Origin of the sequence: Streptomyces yaizuensis (assembly GCF_034961445.1) — a bacterium.
Taxonomy (GTDB): Bacteria; Actinomycetota; Actinomycetes; order Streptomycetales; family Streptomycetaceae; genus Streptomyces; species Streptomyces yaizuensis.
The window spans coordinates 600,234-614,357 of sequence record NZ_BSBI01000001.1 but is presented as its reverse complement, the minus strand read 5'-3'; the positions used below and the strand labels follow the sequence as shown (position 1 = coordinate 614,357).

At 73.5% G+C, this 14,124-nt stretch carries 15 protein-coding genes; 4 read left to right on the top strand and 11 right to left on the bottom strand.

What is annotated here, in order from left to right:
• Positions 1–122 precede the first annotated feature (122 nt).
• Positions 123–1,535, top strand: a complete 1,413-nt coding sequence (locus SYYSPA8_RS02260) for a prenyltransferase/squalene oxidase repeat-containing protein (RefSeq protein WP_323445177.1) — start codon at positions 123–125, stop codon at positions 1,533–1,535.
• Between the two features lie 27 nt (positions 1,536–1,562).
• Here the strand turns inward: SYYSPA8_RS02260 and SYYSPA8_RS02255 are convergent, their stop codons facing one another.
• Both SYYSPA8_RS02255 and SYYSPA8_RS02250 read right to left on the bottom strand, forming a co-directional pair.
• Positions 1,563–1,982 carry a hypothetical protein gene (locus tag SYYSPA8_RS02255; RefSeq protein WP_323445176.1) on the bottom strand — a complete coding sequence of 140 codons (420 nt, stop codon included), beginning with the start codon at positions 1,980–1,982 and terminating at the stop codon, positions 1,563–1,565.
• 163 nt (positions 1,983–2,145) lie between these two features.
• Complete coding sequence (locus SYYSPA8_RS02250; RefSeq protein WP_323445175.1) at positions 2,146–2,661, bottom strand: lytic polysaccharide monooxygenase auxiliary activity family 9 protein; 516 nt, start codon at positions 2,659–2,661, stop codon at positions 2,146–2,148.
• Between the two features lie 471 nt (positions 2,662–3,132).
• Here SYYSPA8_RS02250 and SYYSPA8_RS02245 point away from each other — a divergent pair, with 471 nt between their 5' ends.
• Positions 3,133–3,288, top strand: coding sequence for a DUF6131 family protein (locus SYYSPA8_RS02245; RefSeq protein WP_323445174.1), 156 nt, complete (start codon positions 3,133–3,135; stop codon positions 3,286–3,288).
• A gap of 233 nt (positions 3,289–3,521) precedes the next feature.
• Positions 3,522–4,667: a GDSL-type esterase/lipase family protein gene (locus SYYSPA8_RS02240; protein ID WP_323445504.1), complete on the top strand. Its 1,146-nt coding sequence runs from the start codon at positions 3,522–3,524 to the stop codon at positions 4,665–4,667.
• A gap of 37 nt (positions 4,668–4,704) precedes the next feature.
• Here SYYSPA8_RS02240 and SYYSPA8_RS02235 read toward each other — a convergent pair whose 3' ends face one another.
• The 9 genes from SYYSPA8_RS02235 to stsA form a co-directional block, all read right to left on the bottom strand.
• A complete protein-coding gene (locus tag SYYSPA8_RS02235) occupies positions 4,705–5,055 on the bottom strand; it encodes a PRC-barrel domain-containing protein (RefSeq protein ID WP_323445173.1) in 351 nt (116 codons plus the stop codon).
• 212 nt (positions 5,056–5,267) lie between these two features.
• On the bottom strand, positions 5,268–6,056 hold the full coding sequence (locus SYYSPA8_RS02230) for a SigB/SigF/SigG family RNA polymerase sigma factor (RefSeq protein WP_323445172.1): 789 nt from the start codon (positions 6,054–6,056) through the stop codon (positions 5,268–5,270).
• 138 nt (positions 6,057–6,194) lie between these two features.
• A complete protein-coding gene (locus SYYSPA8_RS02225) occupies positions 6,195–6,749 on the bottom strand; it encodes a DUF6328 family protein (RefSeq protein ID WP_323445171.1) in 555 nt (184 codons plus the stop codon).
• A gap of 78 nt (positions 6,750–6,827) precedes the next feature.
• Complete coding sequence (locus tag SYYSPA8_RS02220; RefSeq protein ID WP_323445170.1) at positions 6,828–8,672, bottom strand: transketolase; 1,845 nt, start codon at positions 8,670–8,672, stop codon at positions 6,828–6,830.
• Between the two features lie 311 nt (positions 8,673–8,983).
• Positions 8,984–9,793 carry an ABC transporter permease gene (locus SYYSPA8_RS02215; protein ID WP_323445169.1) on the bottom strand — a complete coding sequence of 270 codons (810 nt, stop codon included), beginning with the start codon at positions 9,791–9,793 and terminating at the stop codon, positions 8,984–8,986.
• Complete coding sequence (locus tag SYYSPA8_RS02210; protein WP_323445168.1) at positions 9,783–10,757, bottom strand: ABC transporter ATP-binding protein; 975 nt, start codon at positions 10,755–10,757, stop codon at positions 9,783–9,785. The genes SYYSPA8_RS02215 and SYYSPA8_RS02210 overlap by 11 nt, the downstream gene beginning before the upstream one ends.
• Entirely contained in the window at positions 10,750–11,061 is a 312-nt protein-coding gene (locus SYYSPA8_RS02205) for a PqqD family protein (protein ID WP_323445167.1), read from the bottom strand. The genes SYYSPA8_RS02210 and SYYSPA8_RS02205 overlap by 8 nt, the downstream gene beginning before the upstream one ends.
• 25 nt (positions 11,062–11,086) lie before the next feature.
• The gene (gene stsB / locus SYYSPA8_RS02200; protein ID WP_323445166.1) at positions 11,087–12,574 is read right to left on the bottom strand and encodes a StsB family radical SAM/SPASM domain sactipeptide maturase; all 1,488 of its coding nucleotides are present in this window, start codon (positions 12,572–12,574) and stop codon (positions 11,087–11,089) included.
• Positions 12,575–12,664: 90 nt separating this feature from the next.
• On the bottom strand, positions 12,665–12,778 hold the full coding sequence (gene stsA / locus SYYSPA8_RS02195; protein ID WP_323445165.1) for a StsA family sactipeptide RiPP: 114 nt from the start codon (positions 12,776–12,778) through the stop codon (positions 12,665–12,667).
• A 414-nt stretch (positions 12,779–13,192) separates the two neighbouring features.
• On the opposite strand from stsA, the gene SYYSPA8_RS02190 reads away from it, so the two are divergent.
• On the top strand, positions 13,193–14,119 hold the full coding sequence (locus SYYSPA8_RS02190) for an ABC transporter substrate-binding protein (protein WP_323445164.1): 927 nt from the start codon (positions 13,193–13,195) through the stop codon (positions 14,117–14,119).
• Positions 14,120–14,124 lie beyond the last annotated feature (5 nt).

The window sequence follows — 14,124 nt, the reverse complement described above, 5'->3', positions numbered from 1 at the left end:
ATATTTCAGGAAGCCGTACCACGCGATCCGGACGGCGGCCCCCGGCAGGCGGACCCACCCGGCGCACAGCCGGCGGCGGCCCGTGCGGGGACCGGCCGCGTCCACGATTCCAGGAGCTGGCCATGGACCGTCACCGCACCGCCCGCCGTCTTGTCCTCACGGCGCCCGCCGCGCTGGGCGCCTTCGTCCTCACCGTGCTGCCGGCCTCGGCCACGTCCACGCCCGCCCAGATCGCGACATCGAAGACGAACGGCGTCGCCTATCTGAAGTCCCTCCAGGCGGCGGACGGTTCCTACGCGGGGGCCGGGCTCTCCCACGAGTGGGCGTTCAGCGCGTTCGCCGCCACGGGTACGGCCGTCGTCGACGTGGCCCCGGGCGGCGACACGACGAAGAACGCCCGTACCGTCTACCGGAATCTGCTCTCCACCCCCGGCTGGCCCTCGGCCGCGCCGGTGGTCACCGACTACGAGCGGGCCGTCCTCAACGCGTACGCGGCGGGAATCGACCCGGCGCGGGTCTCGGCCTCCCGGAACCTCATCGCCCATGTGTACGGCTACTGGCAGAGCGCGGAGCCGGGCTACTTCGGCCCGTCCGCCAACTTCAACGGGACCGTGTTCGCCGCCCTCGCCCTCGGCGGCGCCCGGACCCAGGCGGGCGGTGCCCGGGTACCGGCGGCCCTCACCACCTCGCTCGTCACGCGGATCCGGGCCAACCAGCATGTGGACGGGGGCTGGACCTTCGCCAAGGCCGAGGGCGACCCGACCGCCCTCGCCAAGCCCAGCGACATCGACATGACCGGCGCCGCCCTGGCCGCGCTCTGTGTCTCGGGCGTCCCCACCACCGACACCGACGTCGTCCAGGCCAAGAACTTCCTCAAGTCGAAGCTGGTGAACGGCTCCGGCGCGTTCAACTCCCTGTACGGCGTGAACAGCAGCTCCAACGGGTGGGCGGTGGCCGGGCTCAACGCCTGCGGCATCAACCCGCAGACCGGTGACTTCCTCACCGCGCTGGGGAAGACCCCGATCGACTTCCTGATCGCCAACCAGTACAACCCCGGCGGCGGATTCAAGTACCAGCCCAGCGACACCACGCCGTCGGCGTACTCGTCGATCGACGCGCTGCGCGCGGTCGCGGGCGGCGGCTTCACCAGCGCGCCGCCGGTCCCCGTCACCCCGGGCGCGCCCCGGTGGGTCGCCCAGCCGTCGTTCACGGCGGGCACGGGCACCCGGCTGGCCCTGAGCGTGGACGACGGCGCCGGGAACCTGAAGGTCTGCTCGGTGTCCTTCACGCCGACGGGTGCCACGGCCACGCTGGGCGAGGTGCTGGACGCCGCCGGGGCCGGGGCGACGCCGGCCGGCTGTGTCACCGGTGTGGTCCCGGCGTCCGGCGGCGGGGCCGTCACCTCCGTGAACGGCAAGGCCAACAGCGGGTCGAACACCTGGAAGGTCGGCGTCGACGGCTCCGCGTCCGCCGGGGCCGACCGGAGCAGGGTGATCAACGTGGGCGACACCGTCGCCCTGCGCTGGGGCGCCTGACGCACCGGCCGCGCGGGCCCGGGGAGCTCAGGAACGGGGCCGCGCGGGCCTGCGGGCCGGGGCCGCTGTCCCGGGTACGGCCAGGGCCGCGCCGAGCAGGACGTAGGCCGCGAGGGCGGCCGGCGGCACATGGCCGCCCGCGCTGTCGACATCGTCCATGAAGTACCCGGAGAGCAGGAACCAGGCCAGTGCGCCGACGACGGTGAGGAGTACGGTGCCGTGCTCCCGCAGCAGCCGCATGCCCGCCCACAGCAGCAGCGGCATCAGCGCCCAGGAGGTGAGGGTGGTGGCGCCGAACTCGACGATGCCGCCGAACGCGGCGCCGCCGGAGTCCGCGTCGGCCGCGCGGGCCCACGCGTACCCCAGGGACAGGACGCTGTGGCAGACGGCGGTGGCGGCGGCGGTGACGAGAGCGCCCCTGGCCGGTCGTACCCGTACCCGGTTCATGTGCTCCTCGCAGGTCGTGGGCGGCGCCCGGGCGTGGGGTCGTCGTCCCGCGGTGGTGGCCGGGCCGTGACGCGCCCCGGCCGCGCACCCCCTGCGAGGGGACGCGCGGCCGGGGCCGTCGCGGGCCGCCCCCGGCCGGTGAGCGGCCGGGGGCGGCCCCGGGTCAGCCGACCCTGACGTCGACGCAGACGTAGAAGGCCATCGGGGTGTCGGCGATGTTCCACACCGCGAGGACCTTCTGCTGTCCGCTCAGGGAGCCGAAGTTGACCGTGTGGTTCACGGTGGTGCCGGGCCTGGCGCCCCCGTCGTTGAACTCGGCGATCTTCCGGCCCCCGGCGTAGTACTGCCAGGTGCTGGTCGCGTGCGGTGCCGTCAGACGCCAGTTGAACGTGGTCGTCCGGCCGACGGGGCTGACCCGCCAGCCCTTGCCGTCGTCGTCCAGCTCACGGAAGGCGGCATTGCCCCCGCTACAGCTCCGCAGGCCCTTGGGCCCCTCCACGCTCTGCGGTTCGTACTGGATGGGTCCGCAGGCGATGGTCCGGGCCGCGCACTGCGCCTGGCGGCTCGGCGGGTTGGAGATGTAGCCGTGCGCGCTGGCCGAACTCGCGGGCAGACAGACGGCGAGGAGCGGGGCGATTCCCGCGCCGAGGGCGAGGGCCAGTTTCTTCTTGCTGTGCATGTCAGCTCCTTGGGTGTGGGGGAGGAGCACTCCGGTGCACGGGCGGGCCGGGGCGGCCACCGGTCGGGTCGGCCGGCGGCCGGGGGATCCCCGGCGGAGTGGTGCTACCCATGTGGTACTTGGTCTGGACCATACCTATTGACTGAGCACAGTCAAGGGGTACGGCCGTGTCGCTCCACCACGGCACCGGTCACGGCGCCACGAACAGCGGCGGGCGGGGCCGAGCCCGGTTCGCCCGGGGCGCGGGCGGCCCGCACCCGCGGAACCGCGCCCATCACGCGGAAATCACCGCCGTCACGAGGGGTCGCCGAGGAGCATCGCCGGGACCGTCGCCGGGGCCGGGGAGCGCCACCGGTGGCCGCCGCTCCCCCGGTCCGCGTGCGCCCGTGCCCACGACCGGAATCAGAGATACCGTTTATGGGTGGCCCTCTGTCGGGTGTCCCCGTTCCCGGGGGCCATCAGGGAGTCGTGATGATTGTTCTCGGAGTCGTACTGCTCATCGTGGGTCTCATCACCGGCCTGAACATCCTGTGGACGATCGGGATCATCCTGGTGGTGATCGGTATCGTCCTGTGGATCCTCGGCGCCCTCGGACACGCGGTCGGCGGCCGCCGCCACTACTGGTAGCCGCGGTCCCGCCCCCCGTTGTGAGGCGCCCTCGGACGCCGCGCCGGAACACCGGAAAAACAGGTGCGGACCCGGCCTCCGGTGGACAGGCTGGGACGATGGATGAGCGTCCCCCGCCGGAGCCCGGTGCCACACCCGCGAGCGGCCCACCCGCGAACACCGGCGTATCCACGAACGTGCCCGCAGGGGAAGGAGACCGTCCCGGCGCGGCCCCGATCACCACGGCCGTCACCATGGACCTGCTGCGGGGTGCGCTCGAACTGGAGCGGACCGCGTCCGGCGTGCTGCCGCACCGGCTGCCCGCGCGCGCCCGCGCGCAGTGCTCCGACCCGGGGCTCGCCCTGGCGTCGGCCCAGCCCTCCGGTGTCCGGCTGGCGTTCCGCACGAGCGCCACCGTGGTCGAACTGGACACCCTCCGCACCCGGATGGTGTACCGGGGTGCGCCGCCCCGCCCGGACGGCGGGTACGAACTGCGCGTCGACGGCCGTCCCGCCGGGCGGGCCACGACCACCGGCGGCAACGTCCTGCTGGTCGACATGGCCACCGGCGCCGCCGAGCGGCGGCCGGGCCCCCTCGGCACGGTCCGCTTCGCCGACCTGCCACGGGGGACGAAGGACGTCGAGATCTGGCTGCCCCACAACGAGGTGACCGAGCTGGTCGCGCTGCGCACCGACGCCCCCGTGGCCGCGGTGCCCGGCACCGGCCGCAGGGTCTGGCTCCACCACGGCAGCTCGATCAGCCAGGGCTCCGACGCCGCGGGCCCCACGACGACCTGGCCGGCCCTGGCCGCCTCGCTCGGCGGGGTGGAGCTGATCAACCTCGGGCTGAGCGGCGGCGCCCTGCTCGACCCGTTCACCGCCCGTGCCCTGCGGGACACCCCCGCCGACCTGATCAGCGTGAAGATCGGCATCAATCTGGTCAACACCGATCTGATGCGGCTGCGGGCCTTCGTCCCGGCGGTGCACGGCTTCCTCGACACCGTCCGCGAGGGGCATCCCACCACCCCGCTGCTGGTCGTCTCGCCGATCCTGTGCCCGATCCACGAGGACACCCCCGGCCCCAGCGTCCCGGACCTCGGCGAACTCGGCGCGGGACGGCTCATGTTCCGGGCCGGCGGCGACCCCGGGGAGCGGGCCGCCGGCAGGCTGACCCTCACCGTCGTACGGGACGAACTGGCCCGCATCGTACGGGAGCGGGCGGCCGGGGATCCGTATCTGGCCCACCTCGACGGCCGCGCGCTCTACGGGGCCGCGGACCACGCCGAGCTGCCGCTGCCCGACGGGCTGCACCCGGACGCCGCCACCCACCGCAGGATCGGCGAACGGTTCGCCGCCCACGCCTTCGGCACCGGCGGGCCGTTCGCCGTCCCCCGCTCCTGACCCGCCGCAAGCGGGCCGGGGCCGGGCCCGGAGCGGGTCACATACGGGGCGGCCAGTAGTAGGAGCCGAGCAGGTCGCGATAGGAGGAGTCGCTGAGGTGCTGATCGCTGTGGAACGAAGGCGCGTCCTTGATCTGCTCCTTCGTCCGGTCGACGTGGATCCGCTCCTCCACCGCGTCGACGCGGGTGACGGTACCGGCCGGCAGGAGCACCTCCCTGCCGAAGATCCACGGGCCGGTGTCGACGACCAGGAAGGCCGCGTCGACGTCCTCGGTGTGCTTGCCGACCTTCCCGATGCCGCCGTCCAGCGCTTCCACCTTGAAGCCGGTGAGGTCGGATCCGGCGGTGTGGCCGGCCGCGGCCGGGTAGTTCCACGCGTTCTCGTTCATGACGCGGATTCCTCTCTCAGGAGTCGTACGGGACAGTGAGGCGGGCGGTGCGCGGTCGTCGCCGGGGGCGGACCGTTCGCGGTCCGTTCGCCGCCTCACACCGCGCCTGCCCCGGCCCCGGCCGGTCATGCACGTCGACCGCCGGCCCGTACGTGAACCGCCGGGCCGCCAGGTCCCGGACGCCGTCCGGCGGCTCCGCCCCGAGGGCGCGCTCAGGCCGCGCCCGCCGTCACCCTGCTCCGCAGCCGCGCGCAGGTGGAGCTGAGCAGCCGGGAGACGTGCATCTGGGAGATGCCGAACTCCTCCGCGATCCGGCTCTGGGTCATCCCCCGGAAGAACCGCAGGTACAGGATGCGCCGCTCCCGCTCGGTCAGGTCCCCGATGAGCCGCTTCACCGCCTCCCGCTCGACGACGGTCTCCAGCGCCGGATCGGGGGCGCCGAGGGTGTCCGCGAGGGTGGCGCTCCCGCCGTCGGCGCCGGGAGCCAGCTCCGCGTCGAGGGAGAGGGCGGTGTGGGCGTGCAGCGCCGACAGGCCCTCCCGTACCTCGGCCACCTCCAGCGCGGCCCGTTCGGCGATCTCGGTGACGGACGGCTCCCGGCCCGACTGGGAGAGTTCCTGGTAGACAGCGCGGACCCGGCCGCGCAGCTCCTGCGTACGGCGGGGCACCCGCAGGCACCACGTGTGGTCGCGGAAGTGCCGGCGGACCTCCCCGGTGATCGTGGGCACCGCGTAGCTCTCGAAGGCGGCGCCGCGTCCCGGGTCGAAGTGGTCGACGGCCTTCACCAGCCCGACGGCGGCCACCTGCCGCAGGTCGTCCAGGGCCTCGCCCCGGTCGCGGTAGCGCCCGGCGATGCGGTGGGCCATCGGCAGCCAGGCCCGGACGACCTCCTCGCGCAGCCCGTCGCGCTCGGGGCCGTCCGGGAGGCCGGCCAGGCGCCGCAGCTCGTCGCCGGTGTCGGGAGCGTCATGGTGCGGATGTCGGCCACGGTTCGCGCTCATCACCTGCTCCGGGAGGTCGGTTCGCGCCGCGGGGAGGGACGGGGGCGAAGCCCCTGCTCCTACCACCACCCTGGCAAACTCCCCGCGCTCCCGCATCCGCGCGCCACCGGCGCCCGGTCCGTGCCGCGGGCGCGCGGCTCAGGTCCGGGGCGGGGGGTCAGCGGAGCGGCCCGACGAACGCGCCCACAGCGGCAGGACGAACCAGCAGAGCACGAACCAGACGACCATCAGCGCCACCAGCCAGACGGCGAGGGTGTTGTGCAGCACGACCCTCAGGATGAGCAGCAGCGACGACGTCATCGTGCACAGCAGCAGCACGAGACCGACGACGGTGAGCCGTGCGGCCCAGTCCACGAGCCACGGCTTCACGCTCAGGCCGGTGAGCATGCGGTGCAGCGCCACCGGGGCGATGAGCGCACCCATCGCGGCGGCCCCGAGGAGCACCGTGACGAGGTAGATGTTCCGGTCCGTGTCCGGCAGCTCCGCGAAACGCGACTGGAAGACCACGGTCAGCAGGAAGCCGAACAGGATCTGCACGCCCATCTGGGCGACCCGCACCTCCTGGAGGAGGTCGGACCACCGCCGGTCCGCCCGCTCCTCCACGGTCTCCCGGCGGCCCCGGACGGTGCTCCTGCCACCGTCCGCGTCCCCGTCCGTGTCCCCGTCCGCACCCGCCCCCGCGTCCGACCCCATGGCAACCCCTCTCCGTACCGCTCCGATGTCCTGACCGCACCCGGCGCCGCTGCCGGTACCCGGGTGCACGGGTCCCGGTCAGCGCACGACCGCCTCCCCCACCAGCAGCCGGACGGCGGCGGTGATCGCCCCGGCGTCGATGCCGGCATGGCTCAGCTGCTGCTCGGGGGTGGCGGAGCCGGGCATCGTGCGCACGGCGAGGCGGACCAGTCGCGGCTGCGGGCGGCCGTCGGCGAAGGCCTCGGCGACCGCGTCCCCGATGCCGCCCTCGGGCCGGTGGTCCTCCACGGTCAGCAGGCAGTCGGTGGCGTCGGCGGCCGCCTGAAGGGTTTCCGCGTCGACGGGTTTGACGGAGTACAGGTCGATCACCCGCACCCCGATCCCGGCGCCGGCCAGGGTGTCGGCGGCCTTCAGGGCCTCGTGGACGGTGATCCCGGCGGCGACGACGGTGACCCGGTCGCGGTCCCCGGAGCGCAGCACGCGGGAGCCGCCGACGGGGAAGTCCTCGTCCGGCCCGTACAGCACCGGGGTGGCCCCCCGGGTGGTCCGCAGATAGCCGACGCCGGGCAGGTGCGCCATGTGCTGGACGAGGCGGGCGGTCTGGTTGGCGTCGCAGGGGTACAGGACGGTGGAGCCGTGCACGGCCCGCAGCATGGCCAGGTCCTCCAGGCCCATCTGCGAGGGGCCGTCCGCTCCGATGGAGACGCCCGCGTGGGAGCCGCAGAGCTGGATGCCGGCGTCGCTGACGGCGGCCATCCGGATGAAGTCGTGCGCCCGGGTGAGGAAGGCGGCGAAGGTCGTGGCGAACGGCAGGTAGCCGCGGGCCCGCAGGCCCACGGCGGCGGCCACGAGCTGCTGTTCGGCGATGTAGAACTCGAAGTAGCGCTCGGGGTGGGCGCGGGCGAAGGCGGCGGCCCGGGTCGAGTCGCCGACCTCGCCGTCGAGGGCGACGACATCGCCGCGTACGGAGCCGAGGGCGGCGAGCGCGGCACCGAAGGCGTCGCGGGTGGCGACCTCGTCCCCCACCCGGTAGTGGGGTGTCGCGACCCGGCCGGCCGGGGTGATCGGGGTCAGGACGGTGTCGGGCGGCGGGGCCACGGGGACATGGGCGGACCGGACGCCGCCCAGTTCCTCGATCGCCCGCGCGGGGTGCGGCAGCGGCTTGCCGTGGAAGCCCTCCTGGTCGTCGACCTCGGCGACGCCCCGGCCCTTGTGGGTACGGGCGAGCACCGCCGAGGGTTTGTGGGAGGTGGCGGCGGCGAGCCGGTAGGCGGCGTCGATGGCCGCGACGTCGTGGCCGTCCACCTCGGTGGTGTGCCAGCCGAAGGCCCGCAGCCGCTGGGCGTAGGCGTCGAGGTCCCAGCCCTCGCGGGTGGGGCCGCGCTGGCCGAGCCGGTTGACGTCGACGATCAGCGTGAGGTTGTCGAGCTTCTCGTACGCGGCGTGTTCGACGGCCTCCCACACGGACCCCTCGGCCATCTCGCTGTCGCCGCAGACCACCCAGATCCGGTACGGGACACGGTCCAGCCGCCGGCCCGCGAGGGCCATGCCGACGCCGACCGGCAGGCCCTGGCCCAGGGAGCCGGTGGCGACGTCGACCCAGGGCAGCCGGGGGGTGGGGTGCCCCTCCAGGGGGCTGCCGTCGTGACGGAAGGTGAGCAGTTCGGCCTCGTCGATGACGCCCGCCGCGCGGTAGAGCGCGTACAGCAGCGGGGAGGCGTGTCCCTTGGAGAGGATCAGCCGGTCGTTGCCGGGGTGGTCGGGCTGGTCGAAGTCGTAGCGCAGATGGTGGGCGAGCAGGACGGCGGCGAGATCGGCGGCCGACATCGAGGACGTCGGGTGGCCCGAGCCCGCCGCTTCGGCGGCGCGGACCGCGTCGACCCGTAGTTGTTGTCCCAGCTCCGCCAGTTCCTCGTTCCGCATTCCTCGCTCCTTCCCGGGACCCCGTCCGTGCGCCGCGACGTCCGGACCCCGGCCCCGCGCCACGGGCGGTACGGGCGGGTGCGGACGGTCCGGAGCGGGCGAGGGGCGCGGCGCCCCTCCCCCGGCGCGCTCCGGGTGCCCCGGGCGCCGGCCCCGAAACCTCTCCGGGGGCCTTCCCCCGGGCGGACACGGGGCGCGGCCATGGGACAGGCACGGGACGGACACCGGACGGACACGGAAAGTGACATACCCGGTGGTCCCCGTCGTGGCTCGCGGGGTCACTCGTACGAGCGCGGGGTCCCCCGTTCCGGTCAGAGTTCCCGGGCCCGGGCCACCAGGGAGCGGGCCAGCAGCGGGCCCGTGACGGCGGCGATGCCGGCGAGGACGAGCAGCCAGGGCCAGGCGGCGCCGAAGCCGAAGAGGGCGCCGTCCCGGATGGCCCTGATCCCGTACGTCACCGGGTTGGCCCAGGACAGCCACTGGAGCACGGGGGCCATCCGGTCGACCGGATAGAACGACGGGCTGGAGAAGAGCAGCACCGGGGCCACGACATTGATGGTCACGCTGAAGCGGCGGAAGTCGGAGAACCGCGTGGCGAGCAGCAGATAGAGCCCGTTGAAGGCGAGGGCGGCCACGCCGGTCGCGCAGAGCGCCGCCGCCCAGTTGCCGGGCGGCCAGCGGAAGTCGAGGACGGTGAGGGCGACGACGAGGGCCGCGAGGGTCTGGGCGAGGATGAGCAGGGTGCTGACGAGGAGTTTGCCCAGGACGTAGCCGCCGGTGCCGAGGGGGTAGGACCACAGTTCGACGTCCATCCGGCCCAGCCGCTCCTGGAAGAGCGAGGTCCCGGCGGTGGTCGCGGCCGCGAGCATGGACGAGAGCAGGACCGCGGGCACGGTGAACTCGGCGTAGCCGACGGTCCGGCCCCCGTAGCGGACCTCGCCCACCAGGTTGGCGAGCGAGGTGGCGAAGAGCAGCAGGTAGACGGCGCTCGGGACGATCGCGAGCAGCAGGTTGGTGCGGTCGCGGGTGAGCAGGCAGTACTCGCGGTACATGGTCGCGGCGAGGGAGCCCCGCAGGGGCGGCGGCGGCTCGGGGGGCCTGCGGGCGAGGTCAACGGTCACGGTCGGCTCCCACGAGTTCGAGGAAGGCGTCCTCCAGCGAGGGGGTCCGGTATTCGACGGTGTCGATGCCGATGCCGAGTTCGGTCACCCGGGTCAGCAGGGACGGCAGCCGGGAGCGCATGTCCCGGCCCGCGATCTCGACCCGGCCGTCGCTGACGGCGACCCGCAGGGGCCTGCCGTCGTGCCGGGTGCCGAGCGCGCCCACCAGCCGTTCGGTGTCCCCGGCGCTGAGGGGGCGGACGAGGGCGACCTGTCCGCCGAACCGTTCGGCGAGGGCGCGGGGGGACGCGAACTCGACCAGTCGGCCGGCGTCGATGATCAGTACCTGCCGGCAGTTGCGTTCCAGTTCCTCGACGTAGTGGCTGGTCCACAGAACGGTGGTGCCGTGGCGGCGGCGCAGGTCGCCCAGCATTGTCCAGACCTGGCGGCGGCCGGTCACGTCGAGTCCGGCGGACGGCTCGTCGAGGATCAGCAGCGGCGGGGTACCGAGGAGGGCCCGGATCAGCTGGAGGCGCCGCAGTTCGCCGCCCGAGAGGGTGAAGACGAGCTGGGACGCCTTCTTCTCCAGGCCGAAGGCGCCGAGGGCGTCGGTCACGGTGCCCTGTGCCTCGCGCCAGCGGAGCCCTTTGAACGCGGCGGCGATCCGCAGGTTGTCGAGGACGCTCAGCATCATGTCGAAGGGGCCGCTCTGGTGGACGACGCCGATGGCGCGTTTGACCAGCCCGCCCCGGCCGGCGGGGTCGGCGCCGAAGATCCGGACACTGCCCCGGTCGGGTGTGGTGACGCCGCAGAGCAGCTTGGTGAGGGTGGTCTTGCCGGCGCCGTTGGCGCCGAGGAGCCCGATGACCGCTCCCTGTTCGACGTCGAAGGAGAGCTGGTGGACGGCGTCGCGTTCCATGCCCCGGTAGCGTTTGACGAGGTCGCGTGCGCGGATGGCCGGTGGCGCCGGTACGGCTTCAGGCATCGGCCGACGCTTCCGTGCCGGGCTGTGGCCTGCCGTCGGTGACCAGCAGGCCCTGGGCGGTGAGCCGGGTGAGGAAGTCGGCCACGTCGCGGGCGATCTCGTCGAGCTGTCCCGGGTCCTCGGCCCCGTAGCGCCGGCCGAGTTCCGCAGTGATGTCGTCGGTGCCGCGGCCCTCGGAGACCAGCAGCCAGAGTTCGGTGGCGGTGCTGTTGAGGGTCTGGAACTCCCCCGAGCCGGGGTCGTAGAGGCGTACTTCCCCGTCGTCGGAGAGCCAGACGACATCGGGGGCGATCCGGTGGGTCATCGCGCTTCCCTTCGCTCGGGCCGGGTCAGGGGGCCGGAGCCGGAGCCGTCTTTGTACCGCAGCCCCCGGCCCCGGCACTCGACAGGACGGGGAGCATCCGGCGGCCGGCGGACTTCCAGTCCTCGTGGACGGGGTGGACGGTGTCGTCGCCGACCAGGCGGGGTCGCATCAGCTCGTCCGGGGCCTCGGCGAGCCGCCGGCCGGTGGTGCCCACGGCCTGCCACCAGTTGGCGACCATGGACTGGCGCAGCATGCGGCAGAGGTGGCGGCCGTTGCGGTGGATGTCGCCGGATTCGGCCATGTGATAGCCGCGGCAGCCGCCGCCGCAGGCGCCCCGGATGTAGCAGCGGCGGCAGTCTTCGAGGTTCTTTCCCTCGACGACGCTGTTGCCGCGCATATCGGCGAGGAGCGGGGAGCGGAACAACTCGGCGAGGGGTTTGTGGCGCACATTTCCCGCCAGGTGGACCTGTTTGGTGACGAGTTTGCAGGGATAGACATCGCCGAGGGAATTGATGTAGATCTCGTTGCCGCCCATCCCGCAGTTTCCGGTGATGGAGCACGGTTTGGCGGCGCGGGGGCCGTCGGGGAGCAGTGCGTCGGACCGGGGGTCCGTCCACAGGAACTGCTGGATCTTCCGGTAGTCCGCCCAGCCGAAGTCGTAGTCGTCGCCGGCCGCCCGGCCGAGATCGGAGTGGTGCATCAGGCGCACCCGGCGGATCTTCAGACCGGAGACGAAGCGGCAGACCTCGTCCAGGGCGTCGACGTTCCCGGGGGTCACCACATGGTTGATCACGGGGACCACGCCCGCGTCGTTGAGCAGGGAGAGGCCGTGCGCGGTGCGGGCGAAGGTGCCTTCGCCCCGGGTGCGTTCGTGCAGTTCGGCGGTGCCGCCGTCGATGCTGACCGTCACGAGGGAGAACAGGTCGGCGATCCGGCGGGCGGTCTCCGGCTTCCTGATCATGGTGCCGTTGGTGATCATATTGACGGAGAGGCCGCGTTCGCGGGCGTGCCCGGCGACGGTGAAGAGGTCCTTCCGCAGCATGGGTTCGCCGCCGGTGAGGACGAGGGTCCGCGCGCCCATGTCGGCGATCGCGTCCACCAGGCCGAGCGACTCGGCCGTGGTCATCTCCCCGGGCAGACACTTCTCGGAGGAGGCGTAACAGTAGGGGCAGCGGAGATTGCAGCCGTCCGTGACGGCGTAGTAGACGATCTTCAGCGAGGGTTCGGCGAGGCGTACCTCGGGCCGGCGGCCGGGCAGGTACACGAGCCACTTGAGCACCAGCTTCGCCAGGGTGCGTTCCGCCCACATCGGGTCGGCGGGCGGTGGCCCCGCGGGCTCGTCCGGTCTGCCGCGCCGGGCCAGCGCCCGGAGCAGGCCGGCCTCCCGCTCGTCCAGCGCGCTCCAGGCGGCCAGTTCGGGGTTGGCGACCAGCCGGGTGCCGGAGTCGCGGTCCAGGAAGTAGACGAGGTCACCGGGCACGACCAGCGCGTCCCATTGTTCGAGCAGCTTCATCCGTCACCTCACTCTGCGGGCGTGCGGGCCGGTTCGGGTACGGGCGAGGGCGCCGGGGGGTGCCGTGGCCCCCGCCCGTGGCGGGGTGCGTCAGGTGGCGTCGCCGGCGCCGGCGCCGGCGCTGCCGCCGCACGCACAGGCGCACGACTGGACGGTGCCGAACTCGATGGGCAGCACCTCGGGCTTGATCCAGACAGGTTTCACGATGGCGTGTCCTTTCCCTTCGATGGCGGTGGTCCTTGCCGTTCCCGGGCGCGGAAATATCCCGACGGAAAGGTCAGGATTCGGGCGATCCGACGGCTGCGGAAAGGGAGAGGCGCGCACACTCGCTCCTTGCCGAAATGGCGCGTTTCCCTGTTCCGGACTGATCTCTGCGGCCCGAGGGGAAACAGTTTTGAAGGAGCTTTGAGGAGAAGTCAACCAGGAATGCAGCAGTCCGGATTCGGCCTTTCCGGGCTGCCCGCCCCGCTCCGGGAATCCTTTCAGCCACCCTGGCGCATTCCCTGCGACCGAAAAGGAAGGGTGTTCCGGAAGGCGGCCGACGGCGTGGGGGCGGAGGCTCCCGCCTAGAGTGGGGGGCGTCCCCGTCCGTCCGCGCGGTCGCCCCGGAGTCGCCGTATGCGCATCGTCTCGCTGCTGCCCGCGGCCACGGACATCGTGGCCGAACTCGGTCTCGTCGCCGACCTGGTCGGCCGGACCCACGAGTGCGACTGGCCGGCCGGCACCGTCGACCGGATCCCGGCCGTCACCGCGGCCTCGTTCTCCGACGCCACGCTGACCAGCCGGGAGATCTCCGACGCCGTCGGCGGCGCCGACCACTCCGGTTCCTCGCTCTACACCCTGGACACCGGGGCGCTCGCGGCCCTCGCCCCCGACGTGGTGCTCACCCAGGACCTCTGCGAGGTGTGCGCGGTGTCGTACCGGAGCGTCCGCCGGGCCGTGCGCGTCCTGGGCGGCGGCCCCGGACCCCGGGTGCTGAGCCTGGAGCCGCGCACCCTGGGCGATGTACTGGACTGCCTGGTCACCGTGGGCGAGTTGCTCGGCGTACGGGACCGGGCGGTGCGGCGGCGGGCCGCGCTGCGGGAGCGGCTGGCGCGGGTCGCCGCTCTCACCGAGGGTCTGGCCGCACCGCGCGTCGCCGCTGTCGAGTGGCTGGATCCGCTCTGGCCCGCCGGTCACTGGGTGCCCGAGCAGATCTCCACCGCCGGCGGCCGGCCCCTGCTCGCCGCGCCCGGGGCGCACACCGGGCCCGTCACCTGGGAGGCGGTACGGGCCGCCCGCCCGGATGTCGTCCTCGTCCTGCCGTGCGGCTTCGCCCCCGAACGCACCCTGGCCGAAAGGGAGCTGCTGACCTCGCTCCCCGGCTGGGAGGAGCTGCCCGCCGTCCGCGCCGGGCGGGTGTGGGTGCTGGACGGGCCCGCGTACTTCAACCGGCCGGGGCCGCGCGTGGTCCGGGGTGCGGAAGTGCTGGCGCACGTCCTGCACGGTGTGCGCGCCGGGGAGCCGGTGACGGAGCGCGAGGCCCGGCGGCTGCCCCCGCGGTGACCCCC